Source organism: Candidatus Binataceae bacterium (assembly GCA_035308025.1).
Classification (GTDB): Bacteria; Desulfobacterota; Binatia; order Binatales; family Binataceae; genus JAJPHI01.
Genome location: DATGHL010000026.1, coordinates 105,638 through 129,763, shown reverse-complemented (window position 1 = coordinate 129,763; position 24,126 = coordinate 105,638). Strand labels below are relative to the sequence as shown.

Below are 24,126 nucleotides of genomic sequence, written 5' to 3'. Positions count from 1 at the left end.
GTTGTCGCGGACGGGTTGACGGTAATAAAGAGGAGATCGGAAAGGGGGAGCCCGCATTGACCAGCAGCATCGCTCATTGCGCGCAATGCCACGCAGTCGTACTGCCGAACGCCAGGTTCTGCAGCAGTTGCGGAACGCGGCTTGATCCCGACGAGGATGGCGGGCGGCGCACAGGCGCAGAGATGGAAGGCGAGCGCCGCCAGATCACCGTGCTCTTCTGCGACATGGTCGGATCGACCGAAATGTCGGGCCGCCTCGATGTCGAGGAGTATCGCGAGGTGTTGCAGTTATACCAGCAGACCGTGGCCGCCGCCGTGGCCGCCTTCAATGGACATGTTGCGCAGTACCTGGGCGATGGAGTTGTGGCCTACTTCGGCTGGCCCCTGGCCTATGGTGATGATGCGGAGCGGGCGGTGCGCGCCGGGCTCGAAATCCTCGACGCCCTGAACAATCTGAGCCGCGGCCTGTCCGACGATCGCAAAATTGCGGCGCGGGTGGGTATCCACACCGGTCCGGTATTGCTTGGCCAAGTTGGGGTAGGGGCGGGGCATCAGATTGCCGCCTTGGGCGAAACGCCGAATGTCGCAGCGCGCGCGCAGAGTCTGGCGTCGCGCCGCGGAGTCGTCATCACGGACGCAACCCGCCGGCTGGTGAGCGGCCGCTTTGTCATCGAAGCGTTCGGCAGCCATTTGCTCAAGGGTGTGACTCAGCCGGTCGAGCTTTATTGCGTGCAGCAGGCGGCCGCGGTGCGCCGTCCCTTGCGCGCGCTCCGCGCGAGCGGGCCGTTCATCGGCCGCAACGCCGAACTGGCCGGGCTGCGCGAGGTTTGGGCGCGGGTGAAGCTGGGCGCCGGGTGGCGTGTGCTGATCAAAGGGGAGCCCGGGATCGGCAAGTCGCGGCTGCTGCGTCAGTTCGGGGCAGAGATGCATGACCAGCCGCACTCACGCTTTGAAATATTCGGCTCGCCGTTTTCGCTGAACACGCCCTTCGCGCCAGTGGTAAAAGCGCTCGAGAACTCCTTCCTGCGGCGTGCGCGTTCGCCCCAAGCGGCGCTGGAAAAGATCGCCCGGGCTGTAGCCGCGGCCGGCGTCAAGCCGGAGCTGGCCGTGCCGGCGATCGCCGAGATGATGGGCCTGCCGGTACCGTCCGGCTATCTGCCGCTCTTGTCATCGCCCGAGCAAAAGCGCCGGCGCTTTATCCTCGTCGTGGGCGAATGGCTGCTCGGGCTGGCGCGTTTGCAGCCCCTGGTGATCGTGATCGAAGACGCGCAATGGGCCGATCCTTCGACGATGGAACTTGCCGAGGATCTGATCGATCGCGGCCGCGGGCTTCCTCTGATGCTGATCTACGCCGCGCGGCCCGAGTTTGAGCTGCCCGCGGCGCGCAGCGAGCATAGCGCAGTCTTTGGGATTGGAAGGTTAACCCAGGAGGAAACGCTCGCGTTGATCAGAGCCGCGCAGCCGAGCGCGGGATTTTCCGCGGCGGCGATGGAACTGGTCGCGGACCGCAGTGGCGGAGTCCCGCTGTTCGTCGAGGAGCTGGCCGGAGTAATCGCCGATCAGAAAGCCGCCCCGGGGGCGGCTCACGAGATTCCCGCAACCCTGGCGGATTCGCTGATGGCGCGGCTGGATCGCCTCGGAGCGGCGAAAGAGCTCGCCCAGATTGCCGCGGTGATTGGGCGGGAGTTCTCGTATTCGACACTGCGTGCGATCAGCGGAGATAGTGAAGTCGCCCTGGTCGCGAATCTGCAACGCCTGCTCGACTCGGACGTGATTCACTCGCGGGGTAATCCGCCGGAGGCGCGCTATAGCTTCAAGCACGCCCTGGTGCGCGACGCCGCGTATGATTCCTTGCTGCGCAGCCGCCGCCGCCGCTTGCACGGCGCGGTCGCGCGCGAGTTGGCCGAGCAGACGCCGCTTGCCGAGCACGAACCCGAGCGGCTGGCCTATCATTGGAGCGCCGCGGGCGAGGCTGACGCCGCGAGCCGCGCGTGGGAGAGCGCCGGCGCCGCCGCAGCGAAACGCGGCGCGCTGATAGAGGCGGCGAGTCACTACGCGAAAGCGGTCGAGATGCTGAGCGGTATGGCGCCGGCGGCGGCGCGCGATCAGCGCGAAATGTCGCTGCTCATGACGCTGGCCTCGATCCTCTCGGCAATCAAGGGCCTGGCTTCCAGCGAGAGCAAAAGCGCTCATCAGCGCGCGCGCGAACTGGGCCGTCGGCTGCATCCGGAGCGCTCGGCCGCACTGTTGGGGTTGTGGCAGGGGCACGTGACCCGCGGCGAAGCGATCGCAGCGCAAGCCTTGGCCGAACAGCGTCTGCAAATCGCGCAAAGCGAAAAGAGCGCGTCGGCCTTATGTCGTTCGCATCTGGCGGTCGGCATGACGCTGTTCCATCGCGGCCGGATCGCCCAGAGCATTAATCATCTGCACGCCGCGGTTGAGTGCTACGTCGAGGACCAGGGGCGCGTCGCCCTGTTCGACGCCGGGCCGCTCGCGATGGCTTATCTAGCCGTCGCGCTCGGCTTAGCGGAGCGGCGTGACGAAGCGCGCGAGATGTCGGTGCGCGCGCTGCGGGCGGCTGAGCAGCTCGAAAGCCAGCCGACCCTGGCGTTTTGCAAGTTGAACTGCGCGGCTCTGCATTGGCTGTTCGGTGAGCCGCGCGAAGCCCTGCACGTCGCGCGCGCGGGGGCCGCGGCGGCGCGCGCGCACGGCCTCGAGCAACTCGCCTGCGGCCTCGACGTCTATGCGGGCTGGGCTATCGCGACGACCGGCGACGCGCTCGCCGGCGTTGCGCAAATCCGCACCGCGATCGCGGGCTGGCTAGCCAACGGCCAGCGTTTGCCGCACGCCTGGTTTCTCTCGCTGCTGGCGTCGGGCTCAGCAATGGCCGGTGCGGCCGTCGAAGCGCTCGAAATGATTGACGAGGCTGAGGCCGCGGTCGGTGAGATGCTGCTCGAGGAGACGATCGTCCGCTCGGCGCGGGCGGAAATCCTCACCCAGAGTGGGGCGGCGCCGGACATTATTGAAGCCGGCTGGCTGCGGGTGATCGAGTCGGCGCGCCGCAACGGCGCAGTCTTGTTCGAGATTCGCGCCGATATCGCGCTGGCGAACCTCGTCAATCGAAGTGGTGCGCAAGATCGGGCGCGTGTTAGCTTGTGGACCACCGACGGCCACGATGGGACTGCGATGCAGTCGGGCTCGTCAGGCAGTGAAACCACGAAGCCGGCGCTGCGGCATTAGCCGGTTCATCGGGGAGGATGGAGAGTCGCCATGGCTGAAAAGAGAACTCCACAGACCGAAGCGATCTTGCGGATTACTCACGCCAACGTTCACCTGGCGCGCGGAGTGGCGCATGCGGCGGCGATCGGTTTCGAGAATTTTGCGCGCCGGCTCGCGCATGAGAATGTCCTGAGCCCCGATCTGACCTCGAACGGGTTTGTTGCAGGCGCGGTGGCCGGCTGGGCCGCGGCCTTGCAGGAAGGCGCCAGCCTGGCCGAGCAGGCCTTCAAAATCTGGATGGGCGCATCGACTGCTGACCCGAGTCCGACGCCGCGCGCAAAGCCTCGCAAGAGCCCGAGGAAAAGGGCCGGCTGAGCGAGCGCGTTTCAGCAGATTCGCGCCCACGGCGCCGGCTAGCCGTTGAAAGGTTCGATCAATTCCAAAAACGTGCCGTCCGGATCCTTGAAGCAGAAGAATTTCGCGCCGGCCTTATTGCCGAAGCGGATAACCACCGGCTCAGATACCATCGCGACGCCGGCGGCCTTCAGACGCTGGTATTCCTCGTCGAGATTTTTCGTAAAGAGCGCGATCCGCGCGATCCCGGCGTGGTACAGATGAGGGTAGGCGGCGCCCGCGGTGCGCGGTTCCTTCCATTCGATCAAATCGATCCGCGTCGCCCGCGGGTCGTCACTCAAAGAGAGGAGCGCGGCGCGGGCGACACTGTTTGGAATATTCAGACCGATGTCGTTGCCCTTATTCGGCCCTTCGCCGATATCGAGCACGACCTTGAAGCCGAGCATCTTGTAGAAGGCCAGCGAGCGATCGAAATCGGTCACGTTTACGTTGACGTGAAAAACTGACTTAATCATCGGGTACTCTCCTGCCGAGTACAGTCGTTACTGCCGCGTGAAGACGAAGTGCTCGCGCATCCGCGCCTGCACTTCGGTCAGGTTGTTGCAGTATTGATAGAAGCCGCCGTTGTAGTTGCCGTCCTGCCGTCGCTGCGACTCACCCTCGAAGTTGTAGTAACCGGGGGTGCATTCCTGATTACGCCCGGTCTTGCCGCGATGCCGGATGACCTCCTGCACCCACCACTCCTCCGCGTCCGGAGCAGCGTCGAGGGTGCGATAGTCATTGCGGCGCGCGTAGTCGATGCACGCGGCGATGTGATCGCCCTGCGCCTGCAGCATATCCGTCAGATTGAACTGGAAGGAGGCCTGATAACCGCCCATGATGAAAAGGTTGGGATAGCCTTGCGAATGGATTCCCAGCAGTGTGCGAATGCCGTCGCGGTATTTGTCGTTAAGGTCGAGGCCCTGCGCGCCCTTGATCTGGTTGTAGATACCGGTCTTCTGCACCTCGAAGCCGGTGGCGTAGATGAGGACGTCGAGCTCATACTGCTTGCCGTTGAAAACAGGTCCCTGCTCGCGGATTTCAGTGATACCCGCGCCGTGCGTATCGATCAGATGGACATTAGGGCGATTGAACGTCGGCAGGTAGTCGTTGTGAAAGCAGGGGCGCTTGCACATCAACATATACCAGGGTTTGAGCGCCTCAGCGGTCTGCTTGTTCTTGACGATCTGATCGATGCGCTGATGAATCCGCATCATGGCTTCGATGTTCGCGTTCTCCTGCTGGCGGATCTTCTCCTCGCGCGACATCGCGGCAAGCTTGGCCTTTTGGGCTTCGTTCAACTGCATCTGCGGCTGCATCCGCGCGCGCAAGCGCCGCTCGGTCTGCCATCCCGGCGCCAGCCTCCGCGCCCAATTGGGATCGGTCGGCCAATCGTCGCGGATATCGATAGAGGAGGGCGTGCGCTGAAATACGTACAATTCTTTGGCCGCGGCGCCGAGATCGGGGACAGCCTGAACCGCCGTCGCGCCCGTGCCGATGATGCCGACAACCTTCTCCTCGAGCCCCGACAGGTCCGGCTTCGTATAAGCGTAGTCCCATCGCGAGGTGTGGAAGGAATGGCCCTTGAACGACTCCATACCGCGGATTTTGGCGAGCTTGGGTTTGGACAGGGTGCCGTTCGCGCAGATTACGAAACGCGCCTTCATATGATCGCCGCGATCGGTGGTGAGATGCCACATCCCGTCGGCCTCATCCCACACAGTTGAGGTGACGGTAGTTTGGAAGACCGCGAGCTCGTAGAGATTGTACTTGCGCGCGATCGCCTGGCAATGGGCAAAGATCTCCGGGCCGCGGGCATAGTGATCCTTCGGCACGTAGTCGAGCTCGTCGAGCAGGGGCAAATAGTCATAAGAGGGGACGTCGCAGGCGACCCCGGGGTAGCGATTCCAATACCACGTGCCGCCGACATCGGCGCCGCGCTCGACGATGCGAATGCTTTCGACGCCGCGCTCGCGCAAGCGGGCGGAGGTGAGCAGGGCAGAGAAGCCGCCGCCGATGAACAGGCACTCGACCGTATCGTTAATCGGCGCGCGCGGCGTCGGCTCGCTGGCGTAGGTGTCGATCTCGTACCTCGCGAGATCGCCCTCAAACTCAGTGAGGTACTGTGCGGTACCCTCGGGTCGATAGCCGAGGCGCAAATCGCGTTCTTCGGCGAATTTTTGTTTGATCCGATCGTAGAACTCCTGCGAGCGCGTAGGTCTCGCGGCGAACCCAATCGGAGCGGCGGGCTTGGACAGATTGTCCGGCTTTTCCATGCTTGCTCCCTGGATGCGTGCAACTTAGATTCGCTGTTTTTTGGTTCCAGCGTCAGTCATGTCCGGTGCAGGTCGCTACCGGCAGCGCATCACTTCGCAAAAGGCATTATACACAAGGCGTCGACGATCGGAATGAATTCTGTGAGCAGGATTACGAAGCCGTCTCGCGAGGCGTCAGCTTCTGTAGCGGCCGCCGAATGAACTTTAGCATTGCGGCGCGGCTCGATCACTAGCGTTGACCGTCCCGCGACCGCCTCATACCTTCGCCGGCGCTGATGCCGCCGTCGACGATGAGCGTCGTGCCGGTGATGTACGAGGCGTCGTCTGAAAGCAGAAAAACCACCGCCTTGGCAATTTCCCAGGGCGTCCCTTGGCGCCCCATCGGGATTCGCGGGGCGACACGCGCCTCACGGTCGCCGATCTCCCGCCGGACCATCGAAGAGTTGATCAATCCAGGCAGGATCGTGTTGCAGCGCACGCCATCGCGCGCGTAACGCACCGCGACGGAGCGCGAGAGTCCGAGGATTGCGGCCTTGGTCGCTTCGTAGGCGATTCCGCTGCCCGCCATAATCGCCGCCACCGACGATACATTGACGATCGCGCCGCCGCCCGCCTTGATCATTTCGGGCACCGCGCATCGCATCATCAGGAATTGGCTGCGCAGGTTGACCTCGTACATCGTGTTGAATTCGTCGATCGTGGTGTTAAGCAGCGAGCGGCCGATCGCGATTCCAACATTGTTGACCAACAGATGCAGTGCGCCGAAGCGCCGCACCGCTTCTTCCACCGCGCGCCGGCAATCCTCCTCCCTGGCAACGTCTGCGGCGAAAGAATCCGCGCGGCCTTCTTCGGCGCGAATCGCCGCGGCGGTTTGATGCGCGAGCGCGGCGTCAAGATCGGCGACCATTACCGCCGCGCCCGCGCGCGCACACATAATCGCAGTTGCGCGCCCATTGCCGATCGAGAGCGGTTCGCCCGGATTGGGTGGACCGTTAGCGCCGCCGCCCATGACCAGCGCGATTTTTCCGTCAAGTCGTCCCATCCCGCGCCTCTTTCTGCCGTCGAGATTGAGCAACAGATACCGCAAAAACGGCGCGATTGCACGACGCGGTTTGTGTAATAGCGCCGACCGGCTGCGAGTGTCAGAATTGCGGCTGTCGGCGCCTCGTCGAATCGGGATGCGCCGATAACTATCGCAAGCAGGTCGCGTCCGTGGCTTCGCTGATTCCGTGTTCGCGGCAGATGTCGGCCGCTCTGGCCCTCCGCCTGACGCAAGGCCCGCAAGATCTGCGCTTCGTATGTCCCTTCTTCGCACCTGCGGGGTTTTGATCACCTCTATGCTGAACGCGAACTCGCCGAATGGGCGGGCCGCCTGAAGCGGATACGGGGAGTGCGGCGAGCCTTCGTGATTTTCAACAACTGTTACAGTAACTTCGGTGTGATGAACGCCACCACGATGAGCCGGATGCTTGAGCGTTGAGCCGAACCCGATGGGAAGATTACGCCTCTATCAGTTCGCGGACAGCCCCTTCTGCGCAAAGGTGCGCAAAATTCTCGATTACAAGGGTGCCCCGTACGATCTCGTCGAGGTGGACTATCTCAATCGCGCGGAGTTGCTCGAAGCTTCCGGGCAACTGATGGTGCCGGCGCTGACGCTTGAGAGTGGCGAGACGATCGCGGATTCCGATCGGATCGCTGAACGGCTCGAGACGGAATATCCGGAGCCGACGATTTTCCCGGCACAGTGGCGCGGAATCCATCGTGCGCTCGCGCGCTACTTCGACAGCGAACTCGAAGATGCACTATTTCGCGCCGCGATTCCGGCGATGCTTGCTTATTGGAGGCAGCGCGGTAGTGGCTACGAGGCGCTGTGGCGATTAATCCGCGAGCGCAAATACGGCGCGGGTTTCTGCGACCAAATGGTCCGCGATCATGCGCAAAATCGCGAGCGCGCGGCGTCGATGCTCGCGCCGCTCGACGAGGATTTGAGCGGGCGCGCGTTTATCCTCGGCCGGATCGGCTATGCGGACTTTGCGCTGTACGGACAGCTAGCCAGTTTCGCGATCGGCGGAAAGCTCGATCTGGGGCCGCTGGTTAATCTACACGCCTTCTACGATCGGATGGATCGGATCACGGCGGTGCTCGACGCGGAATAGCCGTCGGGATACGGCGGCAGAGCTTTTCTAGCGGCGGGCGGCGAGCGGCGCGGGACCCAATACTCCGGCGGCGCGCGCCACGCGCAAGGTCAGGAGCGTGTTCACCAATTCCCGCAGCTCGCGCCGCGCGGCTTCGTTCGGCGCGCCCTCCACAAAATCGCTCGATGAGAGATAGACGCTGGTCGGGGCAATCAGCGCTCCGAACCAGGTCAGAACGTCGCGCAGATGCCAGTCCACGCCGAGATAATGATGCGGCGTGGCGCCGATCGCGACGATCCCGCAGGGCTTGCCGCGCAGCGCCTCCACCGGCAGATGGTCGAGCAGATTCTTGAGTGAGCCCGAGAACGAGCCGCGATAGACCGGACTGAAGAGCAGCAACGCCTCGGCGAGCGTGATGCGCGCGACGACGGTTGCGGTATCGTCGCGGAAGGCTTCGGGCGGCCGGCCGTCAGCGAACGCAAGTTTGTAATCGGCGAGATTGAGGCCGACGCAGGCGAGCGCCGGATCGGCCGCGCGCGCCGCCTCGAGCGTATATTCGAGCGCGCGCAACGAGCGCCCCGGCGGCGTCACACTACCCAGGATTCCAACCAGTGTTACCATGCTCCAATGTCGTAATCGTCAACGCGGAGTCGAGCAAGCCGATCGTTGTTGCGGTAGCGCAGGTATGCGCTATGGTCGCCCTCGGAGGCGACGCTGATGGAGAGCCCGATCAAACCTGGACCGCTGGCCGGAATCCGCGTGCTGGACCTCGGTCATTACATCGCGATTCCGATCCTGACGCGGATGATGGCCGACCTGGGCGCGGAAGTGATCAAGGTCGAAGCTGCGCCGCTCGGCGATCTGACGCGCTTCATGCCCTACATGCGCGAGGGCTACAGCGGCGGGTTCATCCAGCACAATCGCGGCAAGCAGAGTATCTGCGTTGACATCAAGACCGCGGAAGGCGTCGAGATCGTGCGCACACTCGCGCGCCAATGCGACGTGGTGACCGAGAATTACAGCCCCGGCGTCCTGCCCAAGCACGGCCTCGGCTACGAGGATTTGCGCAAGGAGAATCCGCGCCTGATCATGTGCTCGATTTCGGGCTTCGGCCAGGATGGGCCGATGCGCGATCGGATGGGCAATGACACCGTCGCGCTGGCGATGAGCGGCCTGATGCATTTGACCGGAAATGCGGACGGCCCGCCAGTCTATGTGGGGCTCTTCATCGCGGACGAGAACGCGGGCGTGCACGGACTCGCCGCAGTCTGCGCCGCACTCTACCATCGCGAAAGAACCGGCGTCGACCAGTATATCGATCTTTCGCTGCTCGAATGCATGTTTCATCTGCACGACACGGCGCTGCAGTACTACGTGATGAGCGAAGGCAAGTTGAATCCGAACCGCTTCGGTTCGCATCACTACCTGCTCGCGCCCTGCGGAATTTTCAAGGCGCGTGACGGCTATGTCGTGATCACGGTCGTGGACCATCATTGGGAGCGCTTCTGCGACGCGCTCGGGCGTCGCGAATGGATGACTGATCCACGCTTCGCCGATCGCGATGATCGGGCGGCCAACCGGATGGAGCTGGCAACGCTGATCGAGCAGTGGCTGCAATCCTTCGCGACGCGCGAAGAACCGCTGGCGATACTGGAAAAGGCGCGCATTCTGAGTGCGCCGGTCCTGGATATCGCCCAGATCGCCAACCATCCGGTGATTACGGAGCGCGGCGCGATGCAGAAGATTGATCATCCGGGGATCGGGCCGATCGCGCTGCCGAAGTCGCCATTTCGCATGTCGGAAACGCCGGCGATGATCCGTGCGCGGACGCCGCTTCTGGGCGAGCACAACGAAAAGGTTCTGGGTGGCTATCTCGGATACTCAGCCGACAAGATCGCGGCGCTGACGAAGGCCGGGATTCTCGTACAGGAGCCGCACGTCGCCGAGCTGCGCGCCGACGGCCAAATCGCCTAGCAGGCGGCCGCTCAAGCGCTTTAGCACTCCGACGGAACTGGGTCAGATCACTTTGCGATCGCGCAGTGACGCGATTTCGCCAGCGTTGAGACCAAGCTCAGTCGCGTAGAACTGATCATTGTCCTTGCCTAGCGTAGGCGCCGGCGAGCGCGGAACGTTGGGCTCGCCGTCGAGGCGGAGCGGCGAGGTGAAGATCGTCATCGTGCCGAGTTCCGGATGGTCGATTTTGCGCAACGAGCCGCGCTCGTGCAGATGCGGGTCCGCCATCACCTCGTCGAGGTCGTTGACGATTCCGCCGAGGACGTCGTTGGCGGCGAGCATATCCATGATTTCCTGACGAGTTTGCTGCTGCGTCCACGCCGCGACGATCTGATCAACTTCGTCCTGCCGCTGGCGTCGCGCCGCGAGGGTGGCGAAGCGCGCGTCATCACCCAGTTCGGGATGACCCATCAGCGTGCACAGCTTTCGCCAGCGCGGGTTATCCGATGCCAGGATCATCACCCAGCCGTCGGCGGCCGGGTAGGTATTGTAAGGCACGACGTAGCCACCCGGTGACCGATTGCCGTCGCGAAGTTGTTGGATACCCATCCCGCGTGCGCCGATATGCGATGAGAGGCTCGGGATAGTCGATTCCTGCAGCGAGAGCTCCACCATCAGCCCGGTGCCGGTGCGATCGCGCTGACGCACCGCCGCGAGGATTCCGGCGAACAGATGGGTTGCGCCGAGAATATCGACGACGGCGGGACCGGCTTTCAAGGGCGGGCCGTCGATCTCGCCGGTCACCGCCATCACGCCGGTGTTGGCCTGCACGACCGGATCGAAGGCCGGCAGATTGCGATTGGGCCCGGTCAGGCCGTAGCCGGTGCCCGAGGCGTAGATCAGTTTCGGGTTGAGCGCGCGTAGCGTCTCCCAGCCGACGCCCAGCTTGTCCATCGTGCCGGCAGCGAAATTCTCGACGACTATATCGGCCCTGGTGACGAGCCGCTTGAAGAGTGCGCGGCCCTCTTCGCTCTTGAGGTTGAGGGTGATCGCGCGTTTGTTGGAATTCACCAGTGCGAACGGGATGCCGAAAGGCTTGCCCGGAGAGCGATAGAGCGCGCGAATCCCGTCGCCATACGGCGGAGCTTCTATTTTGATGACGTCGGCGCCGAGGTAGCCGAGCAGCATCGTGGCGTAGGGGCCATTGTAGTAATGCGTCAGATCGAGGACTCGCAGATCGTCGAGGGGCAGTGGTTTCATCGATTAACCTAACCCACGCGCGTGGCGTGAGGCGCGCCTGCCCTCTCCCGGTTCAGGGAGCGGGGTGTAGAGATGCGATACCCTCAGACGAGGACGCCGGTTTTGCGCAGTTGCTCGACGCGGTCGCTGGTATAGCCGAGCAAAGACTTCAAGACCTGCTCGGTATCGGCGCCGCGAATGGGCGCGGATGAACGGACCGCACAGGGTGTGCCCGACATCTTCCACGGAATCCCGGCATGTTTGCGCTTGCCAATTTCCGGATGATCGAGCTGCACGAGGTAGCCGCGCTCGCTCAGATGCGGGTCTTCGGCAACGTCCTTGTTGCTGAGCGAGGGAAAGGCCGCGACACCGACGGCCTGCAGTTTGCGCGCGACCTCCCAGCGATCCTGCTTGATTGTCCACGCGGTAACCAGCTCATCGAGCGCGTCCTCGTTTTGCTTGCGCAGCGGTGCAGTCTTGAAGCGAGCGTCATCCGCGAGGGCGGGATTGCCCATCACACCACACAGCGCGCGCCACTCCTCCTCGCTGCCGACCGCGATCGAAACCCACTGGTCGTCGCCCGCCGCGCGATAGCATTCGTGCGGCGCCATCACGATGTCGCGATTACCCGCGCGCACCGGCTCGCGCTTGGTCATCTCGTACTGCATCAGTCCCTCGGGCATCAAGACCAGTACGGCCTCGAGTTGCGACTGATCGATATACTGGCCCTCGCCGGTCATCGCGCGCTGATTTAAGGCGGCGAGCAGCGCGAAGGCGCCGAAGACGCCGGCGTTGGGGTCGGGATAGGAGATGCCGATTTCGGCCGGTTCGAGACCGCGATAGCCGGTGCCGAAGAATAGCCCGGCCGCAGCGGAAGCGGGCGGACCATAGCCGACGAAGCCCTTGAAGGGTCCGGTCTGGCCGTAGCCGGACATCGAGATCTGGATAAGATCAGGACGGAATTTCCGCAGCTTGTCGTAGCCGAGCCCGAGCTTCTGCATCACGCCCGCGGCGAAATTATCCACGACGATGTCGCATTGCTTGACCATCTCGCAGACAAGTTCGACGGTCTCGGGCTTAGCCAGGTTGAGCAGGATGCTCTTCTTGCCCTGGCTATACTGATTGAAGTAGCCGGCGCGATTGTGCCCGGGGACGTCGTCGGCGAAGGGCGGAAGGTAGCGCGTCACGCAGGGGCGCAGGGTGCATTCCGCGCGAATTACTTCGGCGCCGAGATGCGCGAGCTGCATCGTGCAGAAAGGACCAGCCCAGGCCCAGGTGAAGTCGAGTACGCGGATTCCATCAAGTGGCGCATTTGCCATCGCAATTTCCTCCGGAATCAGGCCACGCCCGCCTGGCGCAAAGCCCTTAGCTGATCTTTGGTCATGCCCAGTTCGGCACAGTAAACTTCCTCGCTATGCTGACCGAGTCGCGGCGCCGGACGCCGGAGCGCCCACGGCGTCGCGCCGTAGCGCGACGGCATCCCGGGCAGGGTCAATTTGCCGACGCCGGGTTGATCGAGTTGCACGAAGAAATCACGTTCCTTCAAATGCGGATTGTCGAAGAGGTCGCGCATGGTGTTGATCGGCGCGAAGGGGACGCGGGCGTTCTGGGCGGCCTGATAGAGGTCCTGCACTTTCCATCCGGCGATCCAGTCTGACATCAGGGCTTTGAGGGCGTCCATGTTCGCGCCGCGGCTCAGGCGGTCCTTGAAGAGATCGTCGGCGGCCCATTCGGGATTGCCCATCAGCTCGACCAGCCGCTTCCACTGGTCTTCTTCGACCGCGAGCACAAAGATTTGGCCGTCGGCGGCGTCGGCGATAAACCAGGGTCCGATTATGCGCGCGCCCAGGCGCGAGGTTTCGCGGCCGGCGTATGTGTAATGGACCAGGTTGTTCTCGAGCATCGCAGTGACGGTCTCCTGCTCCGAGACCTCGATCACCTGCCCTTTGCCCGAAGTGAGCCGGCTGAAGTGCGCGGCCATAACGGTGAATGCGGCGTGCGCGCCCGCCTGGAAATCGCACTGGCTGCCGAACGCCTTGAGCGGCGGTAAGTCGGCATAGGGCGACGCGCCCGGACTGAGATTCGCCCAACCGGAGGCGTTGGCTGCCGTCAGCTCGTAGCCTTTGTAATTCGCATAAGGGCCGGAGTCGCCGAACATCGAGATGCCGGCGATGATCAGTTTCGGATACTTGGCTGAGAGGGCCGCGCCGTCGAGTCCCTGCGCGGCGCGGTCGGCGGGCGCGACGTTATGGATCAGGACGTCGGCGCTCGCGAGCAGCTTGCCGAGCAGTTCGCGTCCTTCGGGCCGGGTGAGGTCGGCGACGACGCCGCGTTTGTTCGCATTGAGATAGATGTAGAGGCCGCTTTTCTCAGAATCAGGCTTGTCGTCCGGAAAGGGACCACGACGGCGCGTCAAATCTCCGCCCGGCGACTCGACCTTGACGACTTCGGCGCCGATATCGGCGAGCATCTTGGCGGCGAAGGCGGCCGAGATACCCTCGCCGCACTCGACGACTTTGATCGCGCTGAAAGGCGATCGCGTTTGCTTGTCCACGTTGGCTTCCTTGTGAGCTGGATATGCAGATTTCTTATCGCGTTGCCCGTCGGTAACACAACTCTGATCGCTTGAAGAAGACGGGCCGGGATTTTTTCCAGAACTGCACGGGAAGCGGGCGGGGCGGCGTGATGACGCCGCCCCGCCCACTCAGGCTAGAAGTCTAGCAGGTGCCGGAGCGCAGGACCTGTCCGGGCATCGCGCCGCTCAGCTTACCTTCGTGGTAGAGCTCCTGGCCGTTTACGATCACGTTCTCGATACCCCGGGCGGGCATCACGAGACGGCGGCCGCTGCCGGGAAGATCATCGCGCATCTCGCCGCGCTTGTTCGAGCCAACCGTGTTGTAATCGAAAACGACGACATCGGCGGCCATGCCGGGCATCAGACGGCCACGGTTTTTGATCCCGAAGAAATCTGCGGGCTCCGAGGTGATCCGCTTGATCGCGTGTTCCAGGGTCATCACCTGCTTTTCGCGCACCCAGCGGCCGAGCAGGTAGGTGCAATAGCCGGCGTCGCAGAGCATATCGACGTGCGCGCCGCCGTCGCTGAGTCCAACCATCACGCGCGGATCGGTGATCAGTTCGGGGATGCGCTCTTCGTTGGCGTTGAAGAGCTCCATCGTGTACTCGACGCCGAGGTCGTCTTCGAGCGCGAGGTCGAGGAAGGCGTCGACGCCGTCGCAGCCGCGTTCACGGGCGACATCAGCGACGCTGCGGCCCACTAGCGGCGCGAAGGCCGGGTTTTTCACTTCCTTGATTTCGAGCCGTTCCCACTTGCCGTTGAAGACGGCCGGCCGCTTGAGCGTTTCGCGGAAGGCGGCGCGGAACTGCGGATCGCGATAGACCGCCTTCTGGGCCTCCGGCGGCTGATTGAAGACCGGATTCCAGCAGTCGAGGTTTGCGAAGATGAACGGCGCGCGGAGGTTGATCTGAATCAGTAGCGGGCGGCAGGTGACTTGCGGGATGCCGCCGCGGCGGATGAGCGGTTCGGCCTTCTTGAGGGTCTGCATGCAGGCATCAGGCATGTCGTCGCGGTTGAGCACGGCCAGCCAGGTGACCGGGCGGCCGCTTTCGGTCAGCAGGAGGTCGAGGAATTCGTATTCCTCGTCGGTGAGTTCGCTGACCGATTTGGTCAACGCGAGCTCCATCGAGCCCTTGCCCAACTCCTTGAGGGCGTTGGCGTAGGCCTTGAATTCGTCGCGACTGGCGTTGCGGCAGGCGATCGGACGGCCCTTGTAACCGATATGCTGCGGGACCGCCGTGGTGGTGAAACCCATCGCACCGGCGGCGACCGCTTCTTTCAGCAGAGCTTTGATCTTCGCGGTCTCGTCGACGTTGGCGGCGCGCTCCATCGATTCCTCGCCCATCACGTAATGACGGAAAGGGGTCAGCGCGGCCAGGAAGCCGAGGTTGATTCCGCTGCCGCGCCGTTCGGCGGCGTCGAGATATTGCGGAAAGGTTTCCCAGTCCCAGGTCACGCCTTTGCTCAAAACGTCGAAAGGTATGGCTTCGACGTTGACCAGATCCCAGGCCGCAATCGCGTGCGCGTCAGGTTTGCAGGGCGCGATACCGACGCCGCAATTACCCATCACCACGCTGGTGACGCCATGCCACGACGACGACGTGATGTAGGGATCCCAGCAGATCTGCGCATCGTAATGGGTGTGCGGATCAATGAACCCGGGCGCGACGATCAGGTCCGACGCGTCGATCACTTTTTTGGCGCTGTCGGTGACTTGACCGATCTCGGCGACTTTGCCGTCCGCGATCGCGACGTCAGCGCGGCGCGGTTTAGCACCGGTACCGTCGACCACCGTGCCGTTTTTGATGAGAAGATCGTAGGACATCGAGAACCTCCTTCGCTTAAATCAGCGCCGGGGAATGGCCTTGAGAGTCGTCACTAGAACTCCCGGCGGATTGCGGACGGCGCCTTGATGCAGTTCCGCATCCTCTGGCCAAAGCGGGAAACGGTGAAAAAGTGAAATCTTTCCTTAAGCAACCAACAAGAGAAACTAATCCAGTAAGGGGCGCTTTGGCAAGGCCGCCAAGCGAAAGGATTCCGAGTCGGGATTTTCCTCGAACGCACCTTGCAGACTCTCCTGCTCGCTCCGCACGGCAACCGCGCTGCGCTAGTGCCTTATTCCGAGGTCGCGAGGAAGCCGCCGGCCACAATCGTCAGGGCGAAAGCGGAGATGCGCAGCACTGCGGAGGGAATGTCGGTCGGGAGGCGTTCGCCGAAAGCGAGGATGCCGCCGATGATCGGCACCAGATTGGAGCAGGCCGACGACAACGGCATCGCGATAATCCCGCGCGCCGAGTGGAAAGCATTCTGCAGCAGCACGAGTCCGCCCAGATTCGTCGCAATCGTCAGATAGAGCCATGGGCTGGCGAAGATCGCGGCGACCGGCGCGTGCGGCGCCGCCGCGTAGGCGTCCGTGAGCGCCTTGGCGTAGAGGCTGCCGAGGCCAAAAGCGACGCCTGATGCAAGCGCCGGCGCGATGCCGCTCGTACGCAGCCGCGCGCTCAAGTGCGGCGCCGCGGCGAGCAGAATTCCAGCAAACAGGAGGATCCCGAGCATGCGCCGATCGCCGGGGCGTTCGGCCGCGCCGCCATGCAACGACAGGGCGAGCAAAAGGATCGCCGCCACCACTGCGCTGATCGCGAACCACTCGCCCGCGCCCGCGCGCTCGTGCAGGAAAAGCGCGGCGAAAAGGACAAACACGGCGACATTACCTTGCATCATCACAGCGAGCATCGAGACCGGCGCGCCACTCAGAGCGATCATGTAGAGCGCGAAACCGGCGGTTTGGATCGCAATCCCGGCGGCCCACAGCGGGTCGCGCAGCCAGCGAATAGCGATGCGCAGGCTGCGCCGGCCCTCCGCGGCCGGCAGCGCGGCGCTGCGGCTTTTCATAATCACGAGACCAACTCCAAGCAAGACGCTGGCGGCCGTCCCGATGAGCAGAAACAGCGCAGTCCGATCAGCCATTCACTCGGCGTCAGCCATTGCCTTCGAGCCGGTTACTGACCCTGCGTCAGCCGGCACTTCGCGCATCACGCCGCCAGCGAGGATCTTGAGCCGTCGCTCCCCCCAGCGGACTTCGTTGCCCGTCAGGCAGGCGAACCAAATAGCGGTCATGACGAGATCCTTGAGCGGCGCGAGCCAGGCGTCGCGGCCCAGCTCGGGCATCGCGAGCACCCGCCGGATTATCAGGCGCGCCATCGCGACGCGGGCGAGAATAACCACTGCGAAAACCCCGGTTGCAAGCAAGCTGAACTTCATCGCGAGCAGAAACAGGATCGCCCAAAAGGGCCCGTGCACCAGAATCGTTGCGAGGCTGGCCGGCCGCGTGGTTTTGTAGGTGCGCGCCCAGCGCATCTGATGATGCCAGAAATCGGCGAAAGTTTTTTCCGCGCAGACCGTGGTCACGATCGAGCTCGAGAGTTTCACGGTATAGCCGGCCTTGGCCACGAGGTTGCCGAGATAATAGTCGTCGGCGAGGACGTCCTTGAGCCGGGTGAAGCCGCCGGTCGCGGCGAGCGCTTCCCGTTTGATCGCGATCGTCGCGCCGAGCGCGTAGTGAATCGGCTCGATCGCCGCCGAGATCATCACTTGCGGAGCGAAGTCGGTGTTGACGCAGAGGGCTTCGAGCCGCGAGGCCAGAGAGCCGAGCGGCCTGGCGCGATAGATACAGGTCACGATGCCGAGCTTTTCGTCGGCCATGAGTTCGCCGACGATGTGTTGCAGGTGATCGCGTGAGATTGCGATATCGGCGTCGCTCAGGACGAAAATTTCGGCGCGCTCAGCCCGTTCGGCCATGCGGATGAGTTTGCCGACCTTGCGATTGGTGCAGGCGGGCGCTTCGCCGACGATCAGTGTAATGGGCTTGAACTTGTATTGAGCGCGCAGCGAAACCGGAACCTCAGTGGCGGAATCCTCGTAGCTGGAGACCGCGAAGTAGTATTCGATGCGGGGATAGTCAGCTTCGAGATAACTGGTCAGGTTGGCCGTTAGACCTTCGGGACGGCCGCGCAGCGGCTTCAGCACGGCGACGCGCGGCGCAATTTTCGGAAGCGACGGCCGAGCTTCGTGCGCGCGGTGCGCAAAGCGCATCGCCGCAATCGCCGCAACGGCATAGTACGTCAGCGAGGTACCAACGCCGATCAGAGCAACTATGGCGAGAACAGACATTTGAGATCGGACCGGGCGGCGCCGTGCTACTCACACTTTGCGCCGCCCCTCGCGAGCCGTCGCTAGGCAGCCTGCGCACTTTGCGGCGAATTGCGCACTTGCGCGCGCCGCTGGCGCATCGTCGAGAGAAATTGCGCCCCTTCTTTCAGCAGGCGCTTGCACTCCTCGGACGAGCTCAGCATCTTGCGCACCGACTTGAAAATATATTTCGGGCGGAAGTAAAAGCTGCGGTAGAAGCGCTCGACCGACTGATAGATCTCGTCAGCGCTGAGACCTGGATACTGCACCGAGCACTTCTGATAGCCCGAGGCGTCGAGCAGCGGGTCAATCGCCAGATAGCCATTGGCGCTCACGTACTCGAACAGCTCCGTCCCCGGGTAGGGCGAGGCCAGCGAAACCTGGATGGTCTCGCAATCCATCTCGCGCGCAAACTGCATCGATTCGGCGATCGTCGCGCGGCTTTCGCCCGGCAGCCCGAGGATGAAAGTTCCGTGAATCAGGATGCCGACGTCATGGCAGTCTTTGGTGAAGCGGCGGGCGCGGTCGATGCGCACGCCCTTTTTGATGTTCTTGAGAATTTCGGCATTGCCGCTCTCATAGCCGACGACGAACAGGCGCAACCCACCATCCTTCATGATCTTAAGGGTCTCGTAATCGACGTTAGCGCGCGAGTTGGTTGACCAGGTAATCCCGAGCGGTTTGAGCAACTGCGCGATTTTGCGCGCGCGCATCGCGTCGGCGGTGAAGGTGTCGTCGTCGAAGAACAACTCCTTCATTTTGGGGAACTTCGCCTTCATCGCGGCGACTTCTTCGTAAACATTCTCGGGGCTGCGCACGCGGTACTTGTGACCCTGGGTGACCTGTGGCCACAGGCAAAAAGTGCAGCGCGCCGGACAGCCGCGGCCGGTGTACATCGAGACGTAGGGATAATTGCAGTAGGGGCTGTTGTAGCGCAGGTAATCGAGGTTCTGCGCATAGACCTCGGTGACGAACGGCAGCGCATCGAGCTCTTCGTTACTCAGGATCGAGCGATCCGGATTGTGATGGAGCATCCCGTTGCGCCGATAGCTGATCCCGTTAACCTTGCCCCAATCCATCCCCTGAGCAACCTCGACCATCGAGTGATCGAACTCCTTGCGCGCGGCGATATCGATCGCCTGCGAGAGCTTGAGGGTCTCTTCGGCCCGCGCCGTCGGATGGCCGCCGACGAAAGCAATCGTGCAGTTGCGGTTCGCGGCTTTGATCGATTCCGCCGTGCGGATGTCCATAGTCAGCGAGGGGGTCGAGGTGTGCAGGACTACAAGATCGTAGTTCTTGGCCTCGGCCACGGTCATTTCGGGGGTGAAATTGTGCGGCGGCGCATCAAGCAACCGTGCGCCCGGAATCAATCCCGCCGGATAGGCCAGCCAGGTCGGATACCAGAAGGACCAGACCTCGCGTGTCGCCTGGTAACGCGAGCCCGCGCCGCCGTCGAAGTCGTCGTAGGATGGCGGGTTGAGGAAAAGCGTTTTCATGTAATCCATGCAGGGTTCTCCGCGCCTGTCCGAAAGGTTAGGCAACATTATACAGCACCTTGGGGCGGTGCAATAAGCACTGCTGTTGGGCGAAGAGCCGCCGAATTTGGGCTGCTCTCGACGCGGCGCGAGCATAGCGGCTAGGATGATCTCGTGGCACAGCGTTCGCGGTCAGATATGTTCGACGTACTCGACGCCTTCGAGCGCGACCTCGACAATCTCTTCGACGACCTTCTGATCACTCGCTGGCGAGGTGCGGGTGCCCGCGTCGATGACCGCATTCAGACACCCCCCGGACTCCGCCATCCGCCGAGAACCGAGGTTATCGAGCACCGAGACCGCTACGAAGTTCGCATGGCGCAGCTTGCGGCCGATCGCGATCAAATCGATATCGAGGCGAGCGAGCGCCGGCTCGTGGTGCGGAGTGTCATGGCGACCGGCCCCACCGAGCGCGTCGTCGAATTCAAGCATCTGATTGAGCCGGAGGCGGTAACCGCGCGCTTCGAGGATCGGGGGCTGACGATCGTCCTGCCGAAGAGGCCCGGCCGCAAAATTCAACTGGCATAGTCGTTTCCTTCCTCAGTTCGCTTCATCAAAGGAAATCCCAGATGGCTGAGAATAGTGAGAGCGAGGGCTTGCGGACCGCGCTGCGGCCGGCCCCGCCGCACCCGGAACTAGCCGTCGCCGAGCTGCGCCACGCATCTCCCGCGAAGCCCGACGAACTCGAGCAGGCCTTCCGCGTGAGCGACGGCAATGAATTGCTCGGCCAGGAGCGCGCGCTCGAGGCGATTCGGCTGGCGCTGGGAATCGACGCGCCGGGCTACAACGTCTTTGTCAGCGGCATGCGCTCGCGCGAGGAACGCCAATCCGTCGTGCGGCTGCTCGAGGAGCGGGCGGCGGCGATGCCGACGCCGGGCGATTGGGTCTACGTCAACAATTTCCGCAATCCCGAAGAGCCGGTCGCGATCTATCTGGCGGCGGGGCAGGGCGTCGCACTGCGCAGCCGCATGCAGGAGTTGATCAGCTACATCCTCGATCAGCTCCCCAAGGCTTTTCGCCGTGAGGATTTCGACCAGGAGCGCACCGCCTTGCGTGAGAAGTACAGCAAGCGCGCACAGGAGCTGTTCGGCGCGTTCGAGAATCGCGCGCGCGAGCGCGGCCTCGGCCTGCGCGCCGGCCCGGGCGGACAGATGATGTTTATCCCGTTGATTCGCGGCAAGCAGCCGGAGTCGCCCGAGGAGTTGCAGCGCGAAATGCAAGCGCTATCCGAGGCAGAGCGCGACGCACTGGGCAAAGCGCAGGGCGAGCTCCAGGGCGAACTCGCGACGCTGATGATGCGCCAGCAGGAGATCACGCGCGAGCTGATTGCGGATATTCGCGCGATCGAGCGCGCTTTCGCGAGCCGCCTGATTAGTCCGGCGATCACCGCGCTGAAGGACTTCTTCAAGAACCCGGCGGTGGCGAGCTATCTCGATCAGGTGACCGAGCACATGCTGAGCCGCCTCGAGCGCTTCCGCGAAAGCGAGCCCGACGGGTCGGACGACGGCGAGCTCCCCGGGCGTCCGCCGCAACGCCCCGGCGCCGAGCGCTTTGGCGACTACCAGATTAACGTGCTGGTCGATAATTCTGGCCGCAGCGGAGCGCCAGTGATCAGCGAAGACGCGCCGAGCTACCGCAACCTGTTCGGCACGATCGACCGCGTTATCGATCCGATGGGCCGTTCCGCCACCGACTTCACACGCATCATCGCCGGCTCGTTTTTGAAGGCTCACGGCGGTTTTCTGCTGCTGGACCTCGAAGACGCCGTCGTCGAGCCCGGCGTCTGGAAGACCCTCAAGCGCGCGCTCCGGAGCGGTCGCCTGACAGTCGAGACCTTCGAGCCGATGCCGTTTTTCTCGCTCAGCGGAATCAAGCCGCAGCCGATCGAAGTGCGCAACAAGCTCGCGGTCCTGGGCGGGGCTCAGCTCTACAACCTGCTCTATTTTTACGATCCCGAATTCGCGCAACTGTTCAAGATCAAGGCCGAGGTCCGGCCGGTGATCGACGCCACTGAAGCGGCGGCGCTGCACTACGCCGCGCGTATCGGGATGCTGGCGCGGCGAGAAAACTTGCCGCCCTTCGACGGTCAGGCGCTGAGCGCGATCGTCGAGTATGGGATGCGCCTGACGGGTAATCGCGGCCGCGTCGCCAGCAGCCTCGAGCCGATCGAGGACCTGGCGCGTCAGGCGGCCTACTTCGCCCGCGCCGCGCAGGCCGCGCTCGTCATCCGCGCGCACGTCGAACGCGCGCTGCGGGAGCATGCCCTCCGCCTCAACTTTATCGAAGAGGAAATTCGGCGGCTCATCGCCGAAGGCACGATCATCGTCGAACTGGAGGGCGCGGCCGTCGGTCAAATCAACGGGCTGGCGGTGCTCGATGTCGGCGGCTACAGCTTCGGGCGGCCGTCGCGCGTCACCGCCACCGTTGCCGTCGGTCAGGCGGGCCTCATCAATATCGAGCGCGAAGCCCGTCTTTCCGGCTCCACTCACGACAAAGGCATTATGATCCTCAGCGGTTTTCTGCGAAATCGCTTCGGGCAGGAACGGCCGCTGACGCTCTCCGCCAGCATCTGCTTCGAGCAGTCGTATTCCGGTATCGACGGCGACAGCGCCAGCTCGACGGAACTCTACGCGCTGCTCTCCGCGCTTAGTGGCGTCCCGCTTCGCCAGGATCTTGCGGTGACCGGATCGGTGGATCAGTTCGGCGCCGTGCAGGCGATCGGCGGGGTCAACCAGAAGATCGAAGGCTTCTTTCGCGTCTGCAAAGCGGTCGGGCTTACCGGCCGCCAGGGCGTGATGGCGCCGCGCGCAAATGTGCGCAATCTGATGCTCGATGACGAGACGATCGCCGCGGTCGAGGCGGGCAGGTTTCACATCTACACCGCCGACACGATCGAGCATGGAATCGAGTTACTCACCGGCGTGCGTGCGGGCACGATCGATGAACCCGGAACGATCTTTTATCTGGCCGCCAAACGGCTGCGCGAGATGGGCGACCGGCTGTGCGAGCAGCATCCGTCGGAGACGCGCGTAATTCACGAAGCGGCGTCCGCGCCGCCCGCGCCGCCGGGCGCGCCGGTCCCGCCCGAACCGCAGCGTTGAGCGATCCGATGCGGCGCTTCGCCGGAAGCCTCTAGCCTATGGCGCCAGATCATGAAGATTGACCTGCGCCTCGATCCTGCCGAAATGCCGCTGCTCATCGATCTGTATGAGCTGACGATGGCGGCGAGTTACTTCCAGCTTGGCTTCAATCAGCCCGCGACCTTCGCCGTGAGCGTACGGCGGATGCCGTTGCGGCGGGGCTTTCTCGTCGCGGCCGGGCTGGAGCGCCTGCTCGAGGCGGTCGAGGCCTTTCACTTCGATCAGTCAGCCTTGGATTACCTCAGTTCGCTCAAGCTCTTTGCGCCCGAGTTTCTCACGTGGCTGGGAACGATGCGTTTCACCGGCGAGATCTGCGCGATCACCGAGGGGACAGTTTTTTTTGCCGACGAGCCGATCCTCGAGATCACCGCCCCGCTGATCGAAGCTCAACTGCTCGAGACGCTCGTGCTCAACCAGCTCGGACCGGCAAGCTTGCTGGCGACCAAGGCAGCGCGCGTGATGCTGGCGGCGCGCGGCCGCAGCCTGATCGATTTTGGCTTGCGTCGCGCGCACGGCGCGGACGCCGGTCTGCTCGCCGCGCGTTCGAGTTACCTCGCCGGCTTTATCGGCACGTCGAACGTTCTCGCCGGCCGCCGCTACGGGATCCCGCTCTACGGCACTATGGCCCACAGTTACGTGATGGCGCATGACGGCGAACGCGCCGCCTTCGAGCATTACACGCAACTCTTCCCCGACCTCAGCGCGCTGCTCGTGGATACTTACGACACGCTCGCGGGCGTGGAGAATGCCGCGCGGGTCGCGCTTGAGCTCAAACGTAAAGGTCATAAACTTCAGGCGATTCGTCTGGACAGCGGCGACCTCGCCGCACTCAGCCTTGCCGCGCGCCGCGTTCTGGATCGCGAGGGGCTGCGCGAGGTCGCGATCTTCGCGACCGGCAACCTCGACGAATACCGCATCGATCAATTGCTCCGCGCCGGCGCGCCGATCGATGCGTTCGGGGTCGGCGCTGAGACCGCGGTCAGCGGCGACGCGCCGTCGCTAGATATGGTTTACAAGCTGGCCGAGTATGCCGGTGCGCCAAGGATGAAAATTTCGATTGGTAAAACCTCAGCGCCGGGGCGTAGGCAGATTTTCCGTGCGCTCAATCCCAAAGGCGGCTTCTACTCTGATCTGATCGCCTTGGCGCAGGAGGGCGCGGTCAGTGTCGCCCACGAATTCAAACCCGCACCGTCCGAGACGATCCCGCTCTTGCAGCGTGTCATGACTGGCGGCCATAGAATCGGCGCGCCTCCTGTGCTGGTTGAGTCGCGCGCACACCTGCTCGAGTCGCTGGCGCATCTGGAACAGTGCTACAAGGATCTCGAAAAGCCGGATTCTTACCCGGTGCGCCAGACTGCGGCGCTTGACGCGCTGGTGATCAGCGAACGGATGCGCAGCGCGCGCCGTCAAGAACGCTAGTGGAGCGGAGCGGAACGAGCAGGCGAGTCTGCGAGCTGCGTTCAGAATTACAGAC

The 24,126-nt window shown here is 63.4% G+C and carries 18 protein-coding genes; 6 read left to right on the top strand and 12 right to left on the bottom strand.

Features of this window, described 5'->3' with window-relative positions:
- The first annotated feature begins 56 nt into the window (after window positions 1-56).
- Window positions 57-3,239: an AAA family ATPase gene (locus VKS22_07555; protein ID HLW70463.1), complete on the top strand. Its 3,183-nt coding sequence runs from the start codon at window positions 57-59 to the stop codon at window positions 3,237-3,239.
- A 30-nt stretch (window positions 3,240-3,269) separates the two neighbouring features.
- Window positions 3,270-3,593, top strand: a complete 324-nt coding sequence (locus VKS22_07550) for a hypothetical protein (GenBank protein ID HLW70462.1) — start codon at window positions 3,270-3,272, stop codon at window positions 3,591-3,593.
- 38 nt (window positions 3,594-3,631) lie between these two features.
- Here the strand turns inward: VKS22_07550 and VKS22_07545 are convergent, their stop codons facing one another.
- The 3 genes from VKS22_07545 to VKS22_07535 all read right to left on the bottom strand — a co-directional run bounded on the left by VKS22_07545 (window position 3,632) and on the right by VKS22_07535 (window position 6,929).
- Complete coding sequence (locus VKS22_07545; protein HLW70461.1) at window positions 3,632-4,087, bottom strand: VOC family protein; 456 nt, start codon at window positions 4,085-4,087, stop codon at window positions 3,632-3,634.
- Window positions 4,088-4,114: 27 nt separating this feature from the next.
- Window positions 4,115-5,887, bottom strand: a complete 1,773-nt coding sequence (locus tag VKS22_07540; GenBank protein HLW70460.1) for an NAD(P)/FAD-dependent oxidoreductase — start codon at window positions 5,885-5,887, stop codon at window positions 4,115-4,117.
- A 229-nt stretch (window positions 5,888-6,116) separates the two neighbouring features.
- Window positions 6,117-6,929, bottom strand: a complete 813-nt coding sequence (locus VKS22_07535; GenBank protein HLW70459.1) for an SDR family oxidoreductase — start codon at window positions 6,927-6,929, stop codon at window positions 6,117-6,119.
- 448 nt (window positions 6,930-7,377) lie between these two features.
- On the opposite strand from VKS22_07535, the gene VKS22_07530 reads away from it, so the two are divergent.
- Window positions 7,378-8,043 carry a glutathione S-transferase family protein gene (locus VKS22_07530; GenBank protein ID HLW70458.1) on the top strand — a complete coding sequence of 222 codons (666 nt, stop codon included), beginning with the start codon at window positions 7,378-7,380 and terminating at the stop codon, window positions 8,041-8,043.
- Between the two features lie 27 nt (window positions 8,044-8,070).
- Here the strand turns inward: VKS22_07530 and VKS22_07525 are convergent, their stop codons facing one another.
- Window positions 8,071-8,643, bottom strand: coding sequence for an NADPH-dependent FMN reductase (locus tag VKS22_07525; protein ID HLW70457.1), 573 nt, complete (start codon window positions 8,641-8,643; stop codon window positions 8,071-8,073).
- 96 nt (window positions 8,644-8,739) lie between these two features.
- Here VKS22_07525 and VKS22_07520 point away from each other — a divergent pair, with 96 nt between their 5' ends.
- A complete protein-coding gene (locus VKS22_07520; protein ID HLW70456.1) occupies window positions 8,740-9,996 on the top strand; it encodes a CoA transferase in 1,257 nt (418 codons plus the stop codon).
- A 42-nt stretch (window positions 9,997-10,038) separates the two neighbouring features.
- On the opposite strand, the gene VKS22_07515 is transcribed toward VKS22_07520, so the two are convergent.
- From VKS22_07515 to VKS22_07480, 8 genes are all read right to left on the bottom strand, one after another.
- Entirely contained in the window at window positions 10,039-11,235 is a 1,197-nt protein-coding gene (locus VKS22_07515; GenBank protein HLW70455.1) for a CoA transferase, read from the bottom strand.
- An 83-nt stretch (window positions 11,236-11,318) separates the two neighbouring features.
- On the bottom strand, window positions 11,319-12,533 hold the full coding sequence (locus VKS22_07510) for a CoA transferase (protein HLW70454.1): 1,215 nt from the start codon (window positions 12,531-12,533) through the stop codon (window positions 11,319-11,321).
- A 17-nt stretch (window positions 12,534-12,550) separates the two neighbouring features.
- On the bottom strand, window positions 12,551-13,768 hold the full coding sequence (locus VKS22_07505) for a CoA transferase (GenBank protein ID HLW70453.1): 1,218 nt from the start codon (window positions 13,766-13,768) through the stop codon (window positions 12,551-12,553).
- 163 nt (window positions 13,769-13,931) lie between these two features.
- Window positions 13,932-15,614: an amidohydrolase family protein gene (locus VKS22_07500; protein ID HLW70452.1), complete on the bottom strand. Its 1,683-nt coding sequence runs from the start codon at window positions 15,612-15,614 to the stop codon at window positions 13,932-13,934.
- Between the two features lie 290 nt (window positions 15,615-15,904).
- A complete protein-coding gene (locus VKS22_07495) occupies window positions 15,905-16,756 on the bottom strand; it encodes a hypothetical protein (GenBank protein HLW70451.1) in 852 nt (283 codons plus the stop codon).
- Window positions 16,757-17,959, bottom strand: coding sequence for a bacteriohopanetetrol glucosamine biosynthesis glycosyltransferase HpnI (hpnI, locus tag VKS22_07490; GenBank protein HLW70450.1), 1,203 nt, complete (start codon window positions 17,957-17,959; stop codon window positions 16,757-16,759).
- A gap of 62 nt (window positions 17,960-18,021) precedes the next feature.
- Complete coding sequence (hpnJ, locus tag VKS22_07485) at window positions 18,022-19,482, bottom strand: hopanoid biosynthesis associated radical SAM protein HpnJ (protein ID HLW70449.1); 1,461 nt, start codon at window positions 19,480-19,482, stop codon at window positions 18,022-18,024.
- A 162-nt stretch (window positions 19,483-19,644) separates the two neighbouring features.
- Window positions 19,645-20,031: a hypothetical protein gene (locus tag VKS22_07480; GenBank protein ID HLW70448.1), complete on the bottom strand. Its 387-nt coding sequence runs from the start codon at window positions 20,029-20,031 to the stop codon at window positions 19,645-19,647.
- Between the two features lie 50 nt (window positions 20,032-20,081).
- On the opposite strand from VKS22_07480, the gene VKS22_07475 reads away from it, so the two are divergent.
- The gene (locus tag VKS22_07475) at window positions 20,082-22,613 is read left to right on the top strand and encodes an ATP-binding protein (protein ID HLW70447.1); all 2,532 of its coding nucleotides are present in this window, start codon (window positions 20,082-20,084) and stop codon (window positions 22,611-22,613) included.
- Between the two features lie 51 nt (window positions 22,614-22,664).
- Window positions 22,665-24,071 carry a nicotinate phosphoribosyltransferase gene (locus VKS22_07470; protein ID HLW70446.1) on the top strand — a complete coding sequence of 469 codons (1,407 nt, stop codon included), beginning with the start codon at window positions 22,665-22,667 and terminating at the stop codon, window positions 24,069-24,071.
- The last annotated feature ends 55 nt before the right edge of the window (window positions 24,072-24,126 follow it).

Bases quoted from the DNA above. Each gene is read 5' to 3' on its own strand.
- VKS22_07550 (HLW70462.1), top strand. From the start codon at position 3,270: ATGGCTGAAAAGAGAACTCCACAGACCGAAGCGATCTTGCGGATTACT.
- VKS22_07545 (HLW70461.1), bottom strand. From the start codon at position 4,087: ATGATTAAGTCAGTTTTTCACGTCAACGTAAACGTGACCGATTTCGAT.
- VKS22_07540 (HLW70460.1), bottom strand. From the start codon at position 5,887: ATGGAAAAGCCGGACAATCTGTCCAAGCCCGCCGCTCCGATTGGGTTC.
- VKS22_07535 (HLW70459.1), bottom strand. From the start codon at position 6,929: ATGGGACGACTTGACGGAAAAATCGCGCTGGTCATGGGCGGCGGCGCT.
- VKS22_07530 (HLW70458.1), top strand. From the start codon at position 7,378: ATGGGAAGATTACGCCTCTATCAGTTCGCGGACAGCCCCTTCTGCGCA.
- VKS22_07525 (HLW70457.1), bottom strand. From the start codon at position 8,643: ATGGTAACACTGGTTGGAATCCTGGGTAGTGTGACGCCGCCGGGGCGC.
- VKS22_07520 (HLW70456.1), top strand. From the start codon at position 8,740: ATGGAGAGCCCGATCAAACCTGGACCGCTGGCCGGAATCCGCGTGCTG.
- VKS22_07515 (HLW70455.1), bottom strand. From the start codon at position 11,235: ATGAAACCACTGCCCCTCGACGATCTGCGAGTCCTCGATCTGACGCAT.
- VKS22_07510 (HLW70454.1), bottom strand. From the start codon at position 12,533: ATGGCAAATGCGCCACTTGATGGAATCCGCGTACTCGACTTCACCTGG.
- VKS22_07500 (HLW70452.1), bottom strand. From the start codon at position 15,614: ATGTCCTACGATCTTCTCATCAAAAACGGCACGGTGGTCGACGGTACC.
- VKS22_07495 (HLW70451.1), bottom strand. From the start codon at position 16,756: ATGGCTGATCGGACTGCGCTGTTTCTGCTCATCGGGACGGCCGCCAGC.
- hpnI (HLW70450.1), bottom strand. From the start codon at position 17,959: ATGTCTGTTCTCGCCATAGTTGCTCTGATCGGCGTTGGTACCTCGCTG.
- hpnJ (HLW70449.1), bottom strand. From the start codon at position 19,482: ATGGATTACATGAAAACGCTTTTCCTCAACCCGCCATCCTACGACGAC.
- VKS22_07475 (HLW70447.1), top strand. From the start codon at position 20,082: ATGGCTGAGAATAGTGAGAGCGAGGGCTTGCGGACCGCGCTGCGGCCG.
- VKS22_07470 (HLW70446.1), top strand. From the start codon at position 22,665: ATGAAGATTGACCTGCGCCTCGATCCTGCCGAAATGCCGCTGCTCATC.